This window comes from Halomonas sp. EF61 (assembly GCF_040147045.1).
GTDB classification, from domain to species: Bacteria; Pseudomonadota; Gammaproteobacteria; order Pseudomonadales; family Halomonadaceae; genus Halomonas; species Halomonas litopenaei.
The window spans coordinates 76,704-91,600 of sequence record NZ_JAMSHM010000002.1 but is presented as its reverse complement, the minus strand read 5'-3'; the positions used below and the strand labels follow the sequence as shown (position 1 = coordinate 91,600).

Genomic DNA, 14,897 nt, shown 5'->3' with positions numbered 1-14,897 from the left:
TAGCCGATGCAGGATTTTATCGTTGTCATACCGGCGCGTTACGGCTCGAGTCGTCTGCCCGGAAAGCCGCTGGCAGATATCGCCGGCCGACCCATGGTCGCCCGGGTCTGGGATCAGGCCCGGCGCTCCTCGGCGAGCCGAGTGGTGATCGCCACCGACGATGCGCGCATCGAAAGCGTGATGCTCGAGCTGGGCGCCGAGGTAGTGATGACCCGCGAGGACCATACCACCGGGACCGATCGGCTGGCGGAGGTGGTCGAGCGCCTGGCGCTGCCGGACGAGGCGGTGCTGGTCAACGTCCAGGGGGACGAACCGCTGTTGCCGCCCGAACTGATCGATCAGGTGGCGGGGCGCCTGATGCGCGACGAGGGCGCCTCGGTCGCGACCCTGGCCGAGTCCATTGGCGACGTCGATACCTTGTTCAACCCCAATGTGGTCAAGGTAACCCGGGCCGCATCGGGCAGGGCGCTGAGCTTTTCTCGCGCCCCGATGCCCTGGGACCGGGAGGGCTTTCGTGAGCCTCCGACGCTGCTCACCACCGACGCTTGGCTACGCCATATTGGCCTCTATGCCTATCGAGCGAGCTTTCTGCGGGCCTTCAGCCAGTGGCTGCCGGCTCCCATCGAACAGCTCGAACAGCTCGAGCAGTTGCGTGCGCTGCACTATGGGCACGCCATCCAGGTGGCGCTGGCCGAGCAGACGCCCGGGGCGGGGGTGGACACCGCCGAGGATCTTGAGCGGGTTCGCGCCCATTTCGGCGGCCAGCAGACGTCGCCGGACCAGTGAAGGCCAACGATCAGGAGACAAGCATGCGGGTACTGTTCGTATGTCTGGGCAATATCTGCCGCTCGCCCACCGCCGAGGGGGTAGTGAGGCAGCGACTCGAGGAGCACGGTCTGGCGGACCGGGTGGTGCTGGATTCCTGCGGCACCGGGCCCTGGCACGTAGGTGAGCCACCGGATGCCCGCGCCCAGCAGGCCGCGCGCAAACGGGGTATCGACCTGTCGGCCCTGCGCGGTCGCCAGCTCGAGGCCGCCGATTTCGAAACATGTGACTACCTGCTGGCGATGGACGCCGACAACTTGAGCGTGCTCGAGCGCCAGGCGCCGGCGAATTGCCAGGCCCATATCGGCCTCTTGATGGAGTTCGCCGGGGAGCCCGGCGTTGCGGTGCCGGACCCCTACTACGAGGGCGGTTTCGATGGCGTCTACGCGATGATCGAGCGTGCCGCCGATGGCCTGGTGGCCACCTTGTCGCAGCGTCTGGGGGCGTCCTCTTGAGGCCCGTCATAGGCCTCGATCAGGACTTGACCCGAGCCAATACCCTGGGGCTGCCCTGTGTCGCCGAAGAGGTCGTCGACGTCTTCAGTCGTGATCAGCTCGCCTCCCTGATCAGGCAGGTCGGAGACCGCCGATTGACCCTGCTCTCCGGCGGCAGCAATCTGATTCTGCCCGACTATCTGCCGGGGATGACGCTGCGACCGCGGCTCGATTACTGGTGGGTCGAGCGGCGCGGACAGGATGCGCTGGTGCATGTCGGTGCCGGGGTCAACTGGCATCGACTGGTCATGGCGCTGGCGTCGAAGGGGTGGTGGGGCATCGAGAATCTGGCGCTGATACCCGGGCACTGTGGTGCGGCACCGGTACAGAACATCGGTGCCTATGGGGTCGAACTGGCCGATGTGCTTGAGTCGGTGACCCTGGTCCATCGCGACAGTGGTGCGGTAGAAAGCTTGCCGGCTGGTGCCTGTGGCTTCGGCTATCGGGAGAGCCGCTTCAAGGGGGAGTGGGACGGCAAGGTCATCATCACCGACCTCACCTTGAGGGTCAGCCGTCACGGCGCGCCGAAGCTTGGCTACGGCGATCTGGCGTCCCGGGTGGGGGAGAACCCCGGCCCTCTGGCGGTGGCCGAGGCGGTCTGCCAGGTGCGCCGCGAGAAGCTGCCCGACCCAGAGCAGCTCGGCAATGCCGGCAGCTTCTTCAAGAATCCTGTGGTCGAGGCAGCGCGTGCCGGGGCGCTGCGTGAGAGCTATCCGGGTATGCCGGCCTATGAACTGGAAGACGGACGGGTCAAGCTGGCGGCGGGGTGGCTGATCGATCAGTGCGGCCTCAAGGGCTGGCGACAGGGTCACTTTGGCGTCCATGATCGTCAGGCGCTGGTGCTGGTGCACCACGGTGGCGGCAATGCCACGGAATTGCTGGCGTTCGCCGACCAGGTGTCCGCGCGGGTCGCCGAACGCTTCGGTGTGACGCTCGAACGAGAGCCGCGTCTGGCCTGACCAGCTTCTGGCCTGATTAGTAGCACCTGACTTGGCCAGCACCTGACTTGGCCGGCGCCGAAGGCGCTGTGTGACTATCGAAAGCGCATAAATGAAAACGAACCGGCACGCCTCGGCGGTCGACATTGCGGCGAGTGATCAGCTGTTGTGGCCGTCACTTGCCTTTTCGGCCTCGAGCTTGCGACGCTCGCGCGGGTCGTTGTGGGCCCGGCGACGGCGACGGCGGCGAGGCGCCTGGCCATCATCAGTGGCGCCACTCAAGGCGTCGTCTGTCGGCTTGCGTCAGGCTGACCTGGACGGCGTCACGGCCTGGGCGTGTCAGCCCCCGCGTTTTGGGCCGCGTGCGTTTTGCTTTCCGGCGAGTGATCAGCTGTTGTGGCCGTCACTTGCCTTTTCGGCCTCGAGCTTGCGACGCTCGCGCGGGTCGTTGTGGGCCCGGCGACGGCGACGGCGGCGAGGCGCCTGGCCATCATCAGTGGCGCCACTCAAGGCGTCGTCTTCTGCCTTGGCTTCTGTCCTGGCGTCGTCGGCCTTGGCGTCAGCCTTGGGCGCCTCGGCTTTCTCTTCCGCCTTGGTATCGGCCTTGGGTGCCTCCGCTTTCTCTGCAGCTTTCGCTACGGCTTTCTCTGCAGGTTGGGCGTCAGCCTTGGGCGTCTCGGCCTTGGGGGCCTCAGTCTTGGGAGCCTCGGCCTTGGGAGTCTCGGCCTTGAGGGCTTCAGCCTTGGCTTCGGCTTTCGGCTCGGCTTTCTCTGCAGCTTTCTCAGCAGGCCTGGTGTCAGCCTTTGGCGTCTCGGCTTTGGGGGCCTCAGTCTTGGGAGCCTCGGCCTCGGCCTTGGCTTCGGCTTTCGGCTCGGCTTTCTCGACGGCTTTCTCTGCAGCTTTCTCGACGGCTTTCTCTGCAGGCTGCGCGTCAGCCTTGGGAGTCTCGGCCTTGGCTTCGGCTTTCTCTCCAGGCTGGGCGTCAGCCTTGGGAGCTTTGGCTGCTGCTTCTGGCTGGGCGTCAGCCTTGGGAGCCTTGGCTGCAGCTTCAGGCTGGGCGTCAGCCTTGGGAGCCTCGGCCTTGGCTTCGGTCTTCGGCTCGTCTTTCTCTACGGGCTTGGCGTCGTCCGACTTGGGAGCCTCGGCGTTGGCGACGGGCTTGGTATCCGCCTTGGGGGCTTCGGCTTTGGCGTCGGCCTTGTCGTCAGCCTTGGAAGTCTCGGCCTTGGCTTCGGCTTTTGGCTTGGCTTTCTCTGCAGCTTTCTCGACGGGCTTGTCGTCAGCCTTGGGAGCCTCGGCCTTGGCGTCAGTCTTGGCGTCAGCCTTGGGGGCTTCGGCCTTGGCTTCGGCTCTTGTTTCGGCTTTTGCTTCGGGCTGGGTCTGTTCGGCCGTAGCTTCCGTAGCGCTTGCCTGGCCCGCCTCGGGCTGAGCTTCCTGAGCCGCGGCCGCTTCCGCCTGCAGGCGTTGCTGCTCTTTCAGCGCCTCGGGGTTGATGGCGTGCTTGCGGCTGCGGTTGCGCGGATTGTTGCGGGTGCGCTTGGGCTTGCTGTCCTTGGCAGCATCGCTGCTGGCAGCATCTGCCTGCTGCGTTTCACCGCGGCTGGCCGAACGGGGCGACTTGTTGTCGTCGCTCTTGCGGCTATCCGGCTGGCGGCTTTCCTGTTGACGACCCTCCTGCTGACGACCCTCTTGCTGACGTCCTTCAGCCTGGCGGTTGTCCTGCTGACGATTGTCGTCACGGCGAGAGCGCTGGCGGTTGTCGTTGCCGTCATTTCTGTCGGCTCGAGTGTCTGCCTTGCTGTCGGTGCGTGCGTCGTTTCGAGTCTCGCTGCGGCCGTCGCTCTTAGCGGCCGGCTGGCGGCGATCCTGCTGGCGACGGTCCTGGCTGTTGCCATCGCTACGGTTGGATCTGTTGCTGCTCTGACGCTGGCCGTTCTGGCTGCCACCACGGCGATTGCGCTGGCGCGTGTCGCTACCGCGCTGCTGGCCGTTGTCGCTGCGCTGTTGGGCGCCGCGCTGAGCATTGTCGTCGCGACTCGAGGACTGAGTGCGAGTGCTGCACGAGCCTTGGCTGCCGCTCGCGGCGCCGTTACTGGTTTCTTCCTCGCCGCCGAGGAAGCGAGCGAAGCCCTTGACCAGTCGACCGAACAGGCCGGCGTTCTGAACCGCCTGACGAGACTCTGCGGGGCTCTGACGGCCTGGCTGGCGATTAGCCTGAGGGCTGCTCTGCCTGCGGCTGGACGACGAGGCCTGGCGACCAGATTGAGCGCCCTGAGCGCTGGGCTGGCGACTCGGCTGTGCGGGCTTGTCCTCGCTGGCGGCCTCTTCCTGGCTCAAGGAAGCGGGGGCAGGAGCGTTGTGGACCACGCTCTTGACCGCGGCTTCGGCGCGTTGCACCGGCTTGCCGAAGGCGGCGTCGGGCTCCTTGCCGACCTCGGTGTCGGTGGACAGCTCGAAACTGGAGGCGTTGGCGGTGCCTTCCTCGTCGACGTGGTCGTCGCGCAGACGCTGGACGTCGTAGTGGGGGGTGTCCATGTCCGGGCTTGGCAGGATGACCACGCGGACGCCTTGGCGACGCTCGATATCGGCCAGGATGGCGCGCTTCTCGTTAAGCAGATAGGTAGCGACAGGCACCGGCAGGATGGCGCGGATCTGAGCGCTGCGCTCCTTCATGGCCTCTTCTTCGATCAGGCGCATGACCGACAGCGAGAGCGAACGCACGTCACGGATGGTGCCCTGGCCGTCACAGCGGGGGCATACCACGCCGCTGGTTTCGCCGAGGGACGGACGCAGACGCTGACGCGACATTTCCATCAGGCCAAAGCGCGAAATACGGCCGATCTGTACCCGGGCGCGGTCGAGCTTGAGGGCATCGCGAGCGCGGTTTTCGACCTCGCGCTGGTTGCGTGCTGGCCCCATGTCGATGAAGTCGATGACCACCAGGCCGCCGATGTCACGCAGGCGCAACTGGCGAGCGATCTCGTCGGCCGCCTCCAGATTGGTCTGCAGCGCGGTCTCTTCGATGTCACTGCCGCGTGTCGCTCGCGCCGAGTTGATGTCGATGGACACCAGTGCCTCGGTGTGGTCGATCACGATGGAGCCGCCGGAGGGCAGCTTCACTTCACGCTCGTAGGCGGTCTCGATCTGCGACTCGATCTGGAAGCGCGAGAACAGCGGCACCTCGTCGGCGTAAAGCTTGATCTTCTGCTGGTAGGACGGCATCACCTGGCGAATGAAGGCCAGCGCCTCCTGGTGCACCTCGGGGCTGTCGATCAGTACCTCGCCGATATCCTGGCGCAGGTAGTCGCGCATGGCGCGAATGATGACATTGGACTCGCGGTAGATCAGGAAGGGGGCGGCGCGCTTGCCGGCTTCCTCGGTGATGGATTCCCACACCTGTACCAGATAGTCGAGGTCCCACTGCAGCTCTTCGGGCGACCGACCGATACCGGCGGTGCGCACGATCAGGCCCATCTTGTCGGGCACGCTGAGCTGGCCCATGGCTTCCTTCAGCTGGGCGCGTTCCTCGCCCTCGATGCGACGCGAGATGCCGCCTGCGCGGGCGTTGTTGGGCATCAGCACCAGGAAGCGGCCGGCCAGGCTGACAAAGGTGGTCAGGGCGGCGCCCTTGTTGCCACGCTCTTCCTTGTCGACCTGAACGATGACTTCCTGACCTTCCTTCAGTACTTCCTTGATGCTGGGGCGGCCGGAAGGCTCCTTGACGAAGTACTCGCGAGCAATTTCCTTGAGGGGCAGAAAACCGTGGCGTTCGGCGCCGAAATCGACAAAGGCGGCTTCGAGGGAGGGTTCCACGCGGGTGATCTTGCCGCGATAGATATTGGCTTTTTTCTGTTCCCTGGCACCGGATTCGATGTCCAGGTCGTACAGGCGTTGTCCATCCACCAGGGCGACACGCAGCTCTTCGGGCTGGGTCGCGTTGATGAGCATCCGTTTCATGTTGTCTCGCAATATGGGCGCGCCGGAGGGCGCCCATGGGCAACGGCAAGGGTGAACCGTTGGTGCAGCGTGCTTGTGCTCAGCGCATGTCGCGGAAGCTGCGCCCGGCCGCGACGTTACTTCATCAGGAACGTCACGGCATGATCATGTTGAGTACGGGGCGGAGGGAGGACGTGTCTCGGTGGGGCCTTGCCCATCCGGTCCTGCCGTCACCGCCAACACCTGGCATTCATCGATTCACCGCTGCCGGCCTCCGGCACGGTGTTGTACGTCTCCCGGCGACGGCCCACCCCTTCGGAAAGGTATCCAGCTGGGGTGGAGCGCGCCGGGCTCGGTGTTGTCACTTGACATCGGCGGCGGGACCTCTGTGGGTCGTCGCGGCCTCTGTGGCAAACGCTGTGTCAGTCACGTTTCGCTCGGGCCTGCGTGTCTAGTCGTGCAGGCGCTTGCAGGGGTCAATCGGACCCGGGGAGCGAACAAGCAATATAACAGCAATGCCAGGGGTCAGCAATTGGCGACAAGCTGCGCTAGAATGGCGCTTTATTGCGGGTTTCGAGTGGGGTGACAGCGTGGCCGAAGGGCGTGAAGTGCAGTGGGTGGAAGTGACCGAAGGCCAGGTCGGCCAGCGCGTCGACAATTTTCTGATGAGTCGCCTCAAGGGCGCCCCCCGTTCGCTGGTGTATCGCATCGTGCGCAAGGGTGAGGTGCGCGTGAACAAGAAGCGGGTCAAGGCGGATACCCGTCTGGCGCTTGGCGATCTGGTGCGTATTCCCCCGCTCAAGCTGGCACCGCAGGAGGCAGTGCGCGAGGTCAGCGATAATCTGCGTAATCTGCTGGCCGGCAGCGTGCTGCTGGAAGGGCCTGACTGGATGGTCTTGAACAAGCCGTCGGGACTGGCGGTGCACGGCGGCAGTGGTGTCAAGATCGGACTGATCGAGGCGCTGCGGCAGGTGCGCGAGGACCTGGACTTCCTGGAGCTGGTGCATCGGCTGGATCGGGATACTTCAGGGTGTCTGCTGCTGGCCAAGTCCCGGCCGGCGCTGCTTGCGCTGAACCAGTCGCTCAAGCAGCACAAGATGAACAAGCAGTATCTGGCGCTGGTGGCAGGCCGCTGGCCAGCCCGTCGGGATTTCGTCAGTGCCCGCCTGGATCGCTACGACGCCGGCAACGGCGAGCGTCGAGTCAGGGTCGATCCGCAGGGCAAGGTGGCTCGGACCCGCTTTGGTGTGCGTGAGACCTTTGCCGGTGCAACCCTGGTGGAGGCGGAGCCGATCACCGGGCGTACCCATCAGATTCGCGTCCACGCTGCCCACGCCGGACACGTGCTGTTGGGCGACGACAAGTACGGTACCCGAGAGGGCGCTCGCCTTGGGCGCGAACTGGGGCTGGATCGCCTGTTTCTGCATGCTGCCTCGCTGACCTTCCCCGAGCCGACCAGTCAGCGGCCGGTGCAGATTCGCGCTCCCCTCGACGATGCCCTGGAAACTGTGCTCGACAAGGCTCGGCGGCGACAGTGAAAGATGTCGCCGGCGGCCTTGCCTGGTGCCCGCCTTGTGGCAAGAAAGACTGAAATTACAGTGCGCTAAATGAGCAAGTGTGGGTGAATCGCTGTGTCTGGCGGACGTGGTGAGCCCGCGCCGGGCAGGCGAGCCAGGTTGCCAAACGATCGTCCTCGGCCAAGGATTCAGGTAAGGCATCGGCGGTTTGTGCCGGCGATGCGCCCATGAGTCTTCGGAGGGTAGGACGGTCATGCGTGTCATCAGCGAAAGAGAACAGTTTCCCGGTCACGACGGCAACCAGCTGGCGGCGAGGTTCGACCGGCCGGAGGTGGGTGAGCCCCAGGCGGTGGCGATCTTCGCCCATTGCTTTACCTGTACCAAGGATATCCTCGCCGCCAAGCGTATCGCCGCACGACTGGTGTCGCGGGGCGTGGCGGTATTGCGCTTCGATTTCACCGGTCTTGGTCATTCCGAGGGTGAGTTCGCCAATACCCATTTCAGCTCCAACGTCGATGACCTGGTGGCCGCCGCCAAGCATCTCGAGGGGCGTGGGCTGTCGCCGTCTCTGCTGGTCGGTCATTCGCTGGGCGGCGCGGCGGTGATCGCCGCCGCCGAGCGACTGCCCGGGGTCAAGGCGGTGGCCACCGTCGGGGCGCCTTACGCCCCGGCTCATGTGGTGCATAACTTCGGCTCGAACCTCGACGTCATCGAACGCGAAGGGGAGGCCGAGCTGGTCCTGGCGGGTCGTCCCTTTACCATCCGCAAGGCCTTTATCGAGGATCTCCAGAGTCAGCGTCAGCACGAGCGCATCGAGAACCTGGGGCGTCCGCTGCTGGTGCTGCACGCGCCCAACGACGAAACGGTGGAGATCGAAAACGCCTCGGCCATCTTCACCGCCGCCCGTCATCCCAGAAGCTTTGTTTCGCTGGATGACGCCGATCATCTGCTGACCCGGCCCCAGGACGCCGAGTACGCCGCCGAGGTCATCGTCGGCTGGGCGTCGCGCTATCTGGGCCTGGAGGCGCCGAAGCCCCCCGCGGGAGCGCCTGAAGGCGTCACCCGAGTATCCGAAGCCGATCCTGCAGGCTTTCGTCAGGATGTGGTCGCGGGGGCGCACCACCTGCTGGCCGACGAGCCGCTTTCCTACGGTGGGACCAATCTCGGTTTTACGCCGTACCAGTTGCTGGCGGCGGCGCTCGGCTCCTGCACGGCGATGACCGTGCGCAGCTACGCCAGGCGCAAGAAGCTTCCGCTCGATGATGTCACCGTGGACGTCTCCCATGACAAGATTCACGCCAAGGATTGTGGCGAGTGCGAGGCGACCAGTGGCAAAATCGACCACTTCGAACGTGTCCTTTTCCTGACGGGGGATCTCGACCAGGAGGCCCGCGACAAGCTCTTGGCCATCGCTGACCTGTGTCCGGTGCATCTGACGCTGGAGGGCAAGGCTAGGGTGGTGACTCGGCTGGCAGACTAGTCCTGACGGGCGCAGGCCGCTGTCACTGTTAGTCGTGGCGTCTGGTTCTCTGGTGCTGCGCCGAGCCGGTCTGCGTGCTTGAGTGACCCATCATCGGGGAAGAGGCATTTATCCATGGGCGATGGCGTGGACGCCGTCGTCTCTCGAGGAGTTGTCTCTTGCGCTATGACCTGACCATCTTTGACTGGGATGGCACCCTGATGGATTCCATCGCCCGGATCGTATCCTGCATGCAGGCGGCTGGCCGCGAGGCCGAGTGGGGCGAGCTGGGGGAGGGCGAGATTCGCGATATCATCGGTCTCGGCCTGCCGGAAGCCATCGCCACACTGTGTCCGGGTATCCAGCCGGAGCAGGCCGAGCGTTTGAAGGCACGCTATGCCTGGCACTTCGTCGAGGGTGATGCCACCCCGGTCACCTTCTATCCCGGCGTCGAGGCGGGTCTGGCCTCGCTATCCTCGACCTCGGCGCTGGCCGTGGCCACCGGCAAGAGCCGTCGCGGGCTCGATCGTATCTTCCGCCAGAGCGACACCGGTCGCTTCTTTCGTGCCAGTCGTACCGCCGACGAGACGCGTTCCAAGCCGGATCCCCTGATGCTGGTCGAGCTGCTCGAAGAGTGCGGCGTCGACGCCTCCCGCGCCGTCATGATCGGCGATACCGAGTACGATATGGAAATGGCGCGTGCCATCGGCATGCCGCGCATCGCTGTCTCGTATGGTGTGCACGATGTGCAGCGGCTGTCGCGCAGTGAGCCGCTGTTGGTGGCGGATCGCTTCGATCAGGTGCTGGATCACCTGGCTGGCTAGATCGCGTCGATCGTCTGGCAAATCGTTTTCTATTCCTGGTTGTCGCCAGGCTTGCAAGGAGTGGTGGGATGTCGGATACCCCCAAGGATGACCCCTGGACCCAGGGGGAGATGTCGTCTTCCAGCGGCAAGGGAGCGGCTGCGGCAGCCGGCGGTAGTGGGCCGGACAAGAGCGGCGGCAGCGGGCCGGCTGAACCCGGCGGCAACGGGCCGGTTGGATCGTCCGGCGGCAGCGGGCCGGCTGAATCGTCCGGCGGCAGCGGGCCGGCTGAGCACGGCGGCAGCGGGCCGGCTGGATCGTCCGGCGGCAGCGGGCCGGCTGAACCCGGCGGCAGCGGGCCGGCTGAATCGTCCGGCGACAGCGCCGAAGTATTGCGGGAGCGCCAGCGCCTTGCCCAGATCGAGAGCATGGACCGCTGGATCCAGAGCGTACTGGTCGAGCAGCGGCGCAGTCGGCGCTGGAAGCTGTTCTTTCGTTTCGCCTGGCTGGCGCTGCTGCTGGGAGTGGCGGCGCTGGTGGGCTTTGCACTGCTGATGGTGCCTGGCGATGAGCGAGAGCAGGCCAGGCATCTTGGGGTGGTCAAGGTCGACGGTGTGATCGATAGCGAGTCGCCGGCCAATGCCGAGCGCCTGATCGAAGGTATCGAAGCCGCCTGGGAGTCGCCCAGCAGCGCCGCGGTGGTATTGCATATCAACAGTCCGGGCGGCAGTCCGGTGCAGTCCCAGCGGGTCTACAAGGCGGTGATGGCCCTGCGCGAGCGCGGCGACAAGCCGATCGTCGCGGTGGTCGAGGACCTGGGGGCCAGCGGCGCCTATTACATGGCGTCTGCGGCGGACGAGATTGTCGCTGCGCCGTCCAGTCTGGTCGGCTCTATCGGCGTCATCTACGCCGGCTTCGGGCTGGAGGGGGCCATCGATGACCTGGGTGTGGAGCGGCGCGTCTTCACCGCAGGCGACAACAAGGCCTTTCTCGATCCCTTCTCCGAGATGCGTCCCGAACAGCAGGCGTTCTGGCAAGAGGTGCTGGATACGACCCATCAGCAGTTCATCGATGCGGTCAAGGCAGGGCGCGGTGATCGTCTGGCCGATGATCCCCGGATCTTCAGCGGCCTGATCTGGACCGGAGAGCAGGCGCTGGAGCTGGGCCTGGTGGATCGCCTGGGTACCCTGGACGAAGAGGCCTATGAATGGCTCGACCAGCCACGAATCAAGGACTACACCCCATCCCAGGACCCCTTCGACCGCCTGGCTCGGCGCTTCGGTGTGGGCGTGGCCCAGTGGATGGGGCTGCCGCAGGCGTCATCGCCGGTGCGTTATCAGTTGCCCTGATCGCCGTTCGCGACATCGGTGGCGGATGCCGCCAGGGGGTCGGCGCCAGCCTCGCGCAGCCACCGGCACAGCAGAATCAGAGGGAGGCCGATCAGACTGTTCGGGTCGTCACCCTCCAGGCGCTCGAACAGGGTGATGCCGAGACCCTCCATGCGAAAGCTGCCAGCGCACTGAAGCGGCTGCTCGCGGGCGACGTAGGTGCTGATCTCGGTGTCGGTGAGACGGCGAAAGACCACGTCATAGTGCTGGTAGCCGACCCAATGGCGATGCTCGGCGGTGTCGAGCAGCGCCAGTCCGGTGACAAAACGCACCCGTTGCCCCGAGAAGGCTCGCAGTTGTGCGCAGGCGCGCTCCTGGGTGTGGGGCTTGCCCAGGATCTGGTCGTCGAACAGGGCTACCTGGTCGGAGCCGATGATCAGGTGGCGCGAGTAGGCGTCGGCCAGCGCTTCGGCCTTGGTCAGCGACAGCCGCTGCACCAATGATGTGGGCGTCTCGTCCGTGCCGCGGGTCTCGTCGATGTCCGGGCTCGCCCAGGAGAAGGGCAGGCCCAGCCGTTCAAGCAGTTCGCGGCGCCAGGGTGAGCTGGAGGCAAGCACCAGTGGGGTCATGCGTCCTTCCTTGCAATGTGTGGAGTCGTGTCGGGGAGGCCCGCTATGGGCAGGTTGTGCTCGTCGGGTTCGAGCGGATCCCGGGACATGGTAACCTATTGAGCACAGGGCTTTGACAGGGGCGGAACGAGTGCCTATCATTGCGCGCCTATGTTGACCTCACGATTGCCCGGCCGGGTCGAGCCCTACAAGCTCGCCGCCCAAGCCGAACACCTCGAAGGCCTGGTGGCGCTGGCCGACATGAGCCGCCTGACCGAAGAGGTCGGCGCTCAACAGGGCGATGCCAGCGCCTGGCTGGAATTCGCCATCGACGCTCAGGGGCGTCGGGTGATCCGGGGGCGCCTGGAGGCCGATCTGCAGCTGCCGTGTCGCCGCTGCCTCGAGCCCATGGCCCAACATGTCACGAGCGACTTCCTGCTCGGGCTCGTCAGCAGTGACGACCTGGCCGCCGATCTGCCGAGCACCCATGAACCGGTGCTGGTGGAGAATGAACAGCTGGACCTGCTGGGCGTGGTCGAGGATGAACTTATCCTCAGTCTGCCCCAGGTGGTCTACCACGACGAGTCAGAGTGTCCTGTCTCGCGCGACCAGCTGAGCAGCGGGGCGGATGCCGAAGTCTCGGAAGCGCCCTCTGGCAGTCCCTTTGACGTGCTCAAGCGCCTCAAGGGCAACACCGATACCTGATCGATTTTTTGTGGAGTGATTTCCCATGGCAGTTCAGCAGAACCGTAAGACCCGTTCCAAGCGCGGCATGCGTCGTAGCCACGACGCCCTGAGTGCACCGACCCTGTCCCAGGACAAGGAGACCGGCACCACTCACCTGCGTCACCACGTCTCCCCGGACGGTTTCTATCGCGGTCGCAAGGTCGTCGACGTATAAGTTGACGACGCCTCGATAGCGCCTGGCCGCCGGGATGCGGATTGCCGTAGATGCCATGGGCGGGGACAAGGGTCCCCGCGCCACCGTGGCGGGGGCGGCCAGGGCAGTCATCGAGGACCCGCAGCTCGACATTCAGCTGTTTGGCCCTGCGGGCCTGCTGGATGACGAGATTTCACGCCTGCCGCGGCCTCTGGCCGCGGCGGCGTCGCATCTGCACCTGTGTGACGCACCCGATATCATCCCCGCCGATATGCGCGCCTCTCAGGCGCTGCGCCGAGGTCATGCTTCAAGCATGGCTCGCATGCTTGACTGTGTGGCGGCGGGTGAGGCCGATGTCGGCGTCAGTTCCGGCAATACTGGCGCCTTGATGGCGCTGTCGCGCCGCGCCCTTGGCATGGTTCCGGGCGTGCCGCGCCCGGCCATCAGTACCGCGATTCCGACGCGAGGCGACGGACGCTGCTATTTGCTTGATCTGGGTGCCAATGTGGATGTGTCGGCGGAGCGCCTGGTGGACTTCGCCCTGATGGGCGATATCATGGCGCGCCACGTCGACGGTCTGGCGGCTCCGCGGATTGCCCTGCTCAACGTTGGGGTGGAGTCGACCAAAGGCTCCTTGGCGGTACAGCAGGCCGATGCGGCACTGCGCCAGGTGGCCGGGATCGACTATCTTGGCTTTATCGAGGGTGATGGCGTGTTTGCCGGTCAGGCGGACGTCGTGGTCTGTGACGGCTTTGTCGGCAATGTGCTGCTCAAGGCCAGCGAGGGCCTGGCCAAGATGCTGGTCGGTCGCGTCCAGGCGACCTTCGAGGCGCACTGGGGGAGTCGGCTGGTGGGGATGCTGGCCCGTCCAGCGCTCAGACGATTGAAGAGTGAACTGGATCCGGTTCGCTACAACGGCGCCAGCCTGCTGGGGCTGGCGGGTATTGTGATAAAGAGTCATGGCAGCTGTGACGCTCAGGGTTTTTACTACGCCCTGAAGCGCGCCTCCCAGGAGGTCAGCCGTGACTTGCCGAGCCGGCTGGAGGCCGAGCTCGACCATCGTCGTCCATCTTCCGGTCCCTTGTCAGGGGGCAGTGTGGATATGGATGATGGCCAACAAGAGCTATAGGTGATCAAGATGACTCAACCGCTTGCCCTTATCTTCCCTGGGCAGGGGTCGCAACAGGTCGGCATGCTGCGCGATCTGGCCGAACGCTACAGCGTGGTGAGGACGACCTTCGAGGAGGCCTCGGAGGCGCTGGGTTACGACCTGTGGCAGGTGGTCCAGGAAGGTCCTGCGGAGGCGCTCAATGCCACCGCCTGCACCCAGCCGGCACTGTTGGCCTCCAGCGTGGCGATCTGGCGCGTGTGGCAGGAACTCGAGGGCCCGCGCCCCGGTGCCATGGCCGGCCATAGTCTCGGCGAATACAGCGCCATGGTGTGCGCCGGCGCGCTTTCCTTTGCGGAAGGGGTTCGTCTGGTTCGCCTGCGCGGCGAAGCCATGCAGCAGGCCGTGCCGGCCGGGCAGGGCGCCATGGCAGCGATTCTCGGTCTGGACGACGCGGCCGTCGAGCAGGCCTGCGCCAAGGCGGCCGACGGGGACGTGGTCTCTGCTGTCAACTACAATGCTCCCGGGCAGGTGGTGATCGCCGGCAGCAAGGCCGCCGTGGATCGTGCCATCGCCGCCTGTCAGGAGGCCGGGGCCAAGCGCGCGATGCCGTTGCCGGTATCGGTGCCTTCCCACTGTGACCTGATGCGGCCGGCCGCCGAGCGGCTAGAGCAGGCGCTTGGTGATATCGAGCTCAAGGCGCCGCGCTATACCGTGGTGCAGAACGTCGATGCCCAGGCCCATGCCGATGTGGCCACCCTGCGCACTCGCCTGATCGAGCAGCTCTACCAGCCGGTGCGTTGGGTCTCCTGCGTCGAGAAGATGGTCGACGGCGGTGCCGAGGTGTTCATCGAGTGCGGGCCCGGCAAGGTCCTCACCGGCCTCAACAAGCGTATTGCCCGGGGCAGTCGCGGACTGGCGGTGAATGATCCCGACAGTCTCAGTGCAGCCCTTGAGCTGGCTCGCGAGATCAACTGATCGAAAGCCTCCTGGCCCGGCGC

The 14,897-nt window shown here is 65.5% G+C and carries 14 protein-coding genes; 11 read left to right on the top strand and 3 right to left on the bottom strand.

All coding sequences use genetic code 11. The annotated features are described in order from the left end of the window. The first annotated feature begins 6 nt into the window (after positions 1-6). The 3 genes from kdsB to murB are packed head-to-tail and all read left to right on the top strand — an operon-like array spanning position 7 to position 2,278. Positions 7-786, top strand: a complete 780-nt coding sequence (gene kdsB / locus NFI08_RS09455; protein ID WP_108132673.1) for a 3-deoxy-manno-octulosonate cytidylyltransferase — start codon at positions 7-9, stop codon at positions 784-786. A gap of 23 nt (positions 787-809) precedes the next feature. Beyond that, the gene (locus tag NFI08_RS09450) at positions 810-1,280 is read left to right on the top strand and encodes a low molecular weight protein-tyrosine-phosphatase (RefSeq protein WP_124804364.1); all 471 of its coding nucleotides are present in this window, start codon (positions 810-812) and stop codon (positions 1,278-1,280) included. Between the two features lie 26 nt (positions 1,281-1,306). After that, positions 1,307-2,278 carry a UDP-N-acetylmuramate dehydrogenase gene (gene murB / locus NFI08_RS09445; RefSeq protein ID WP_240184122.1) on the top strand — a complete coding sequence of 324 codons (972 nt, stop codon included), beginning with the start codon at positions 1,307-1,309 and terminating at the stop codon, positions 2,276-2,278. A 138-nt stretch (positions 2,279-2,416) separates the two neighbouring features. On the opposite strand, the gene NFI08_RS09440 is transcribed toward murB, so the two are convergent. Together NFI08_RS09440 and rne are read right to left on the bottom strand one after the other, a co-directional pair. After that, positions 2,417-2,539: a hypothetical protein gene (locus tag NFI08_RS09440; protein ID WP_349588939.1), complete on the bottom strand. Its 123-nt coding sequence runs from the start codon at positions 2,537-2,539 to the stop codon at positions 2,417-2,419. Positions 2,540-2,644: 105 nt separating this feature from the next. Then, the gene (gene rne / locus NFI08_RS09435) at positions 2,645-6,214 is read right to left on the bottom strand and encodes a ribonuclease E (RefSeq protein WP_349588936.1); all 3,570 of its coding nucleotides are present in this window, start codon (positions 6,212-6,214) and stop codon (positions 2,645-2,647) included. A gap of 569 nt (positions 6,215-6,783) precedes the next feature. Between rne and NFI08_RS09430 the strand changes: the two genes are divergently transcribed. The 4 genes from NFI08_RS09430 to sppA all read left to right on the top strand — a co-directional run bounded on the left by NFI08_RS09430 (position 6,784) and on the right by sppA (position 11,321). Beyond that, a complete protein-coding gene (locus NFI08_RS09430; RefSeq protein WP_045993400.1) occupies positions 6,784-7,731 on the top strand; it encodes an RluA family pseudouridine synthase in 948 nt (315 codons plus the stop codon). Positions 7,732-7,963: 232 nt separating this feature from the next. Continuing rightward, entirely contained in the window at positions 7,964-9,190 is a 1,227-nt protein-coding gene (locus NFI08_RS09425) for a bifunctional alpha/beta hydrolase/OsmC family protein (protein WP_349588932.1), read from the top strand. A gap of 158 nt (positions 9,191-9,348) precedes the next feature. Further along, on the top strand, positions 9,349-9,993 hold the full coding sequence (locus NFI08_RS09420) for an HAD-IA family hydrolase (protein WP_108447678.1): 645 nt from the start codon (positions 9,349-9,351) through the stop codon (positions 9,991-9,993). 68 nt (positions 9,994-10,061) lie between these two features. After that, positions 10,062-11,321, top strand: coding sequence for a signal peptide peptidase SppA (gene sppA, locus NFI08_RS09415; RefSeq protein ID WP_349588927.1), 1,260 nt, complete (start codon positions 10,062-10,064; stop codon positions 11,319-11,321). On the opposite strand, the gene NFI08_RS09410 is transcribed toward sppA, so the two are convergent. Beyond that, the gene (locus NFI08_RS09410) at positions 11,309-11,929 is read right to left on the bottom strand and encodes a Maf family protein (protein WP_108132680.1); all 621 of its coding nucleotides are present in this window, start codon (positions 11,927-11,929) and stop codon (positions 11,309-11,311) included. The genes sppA and NFI08_RS09410 overlap by 13 nt on opposite strands. A gap of 150 nt (positions 11,930-12,079) precedes the next feature. Between NFI08_RS09410 and NFI08_RS09405 the strand changes: the two genes are divergently transcribed. Genes NFI08_RS09405 through fabD form a run of 4 tightly spaced genes read left to right on the top strand, consistent with a single transcriptional unit; the run spans position 12,080 to position 14,874 of the window. Continuing rightward, positions 12,080-12,613: a YceD family protein gene (locus tag NFI08_RS09405; RefSeq protein WP_045993405.1), complete on the top strand. Its 534-nt coding sequence runs from the start codon at positions 12,080-12,082 to the stop codon at positions 12,611-12,613. Positions 12,614-12,638: 25 nt separating this feature from the next. Further along, positions 12,639-12,809: a 50S ribosomal protein L32 gene (rpmF, locus tag NFI08_RS09400; RefSeq protein WP_010627954.1), complete on the top strand. Its 171-nt coding sequence runs from the start codon at positions 12,639-12,641 to the stop codon at positions 12,807-12,809. A 34-nt stretch (positions 12,810-12,843) separates the two neighbouring features. Next, positions 12,844-13,917: a phosphate acyltransferase PlsX gene (gene plsX / locus NFI08_RS09395; protein ID WP_083970469.1), complete on the top strand. Its 1,074-nt coding sequence runs from the start codon at positions 12,844-12,846 to the stop codon at positions 13,915-13,917. 9 nt (positions 13,918-13,926) lie between these two features. Then, positions 13,927-14,874, top strand: coding sequence for an ACP S-malonyltransferase (fabD, locus tag NFI08_RS09390; RefSeq protein ID WP_045993431.1), 948 nt, complete (start codon positions 13,927-13,929; stop codon positions 14,872-14,874). Positions 14,875-14,897 lie beyond the last annotated feature (23 nt).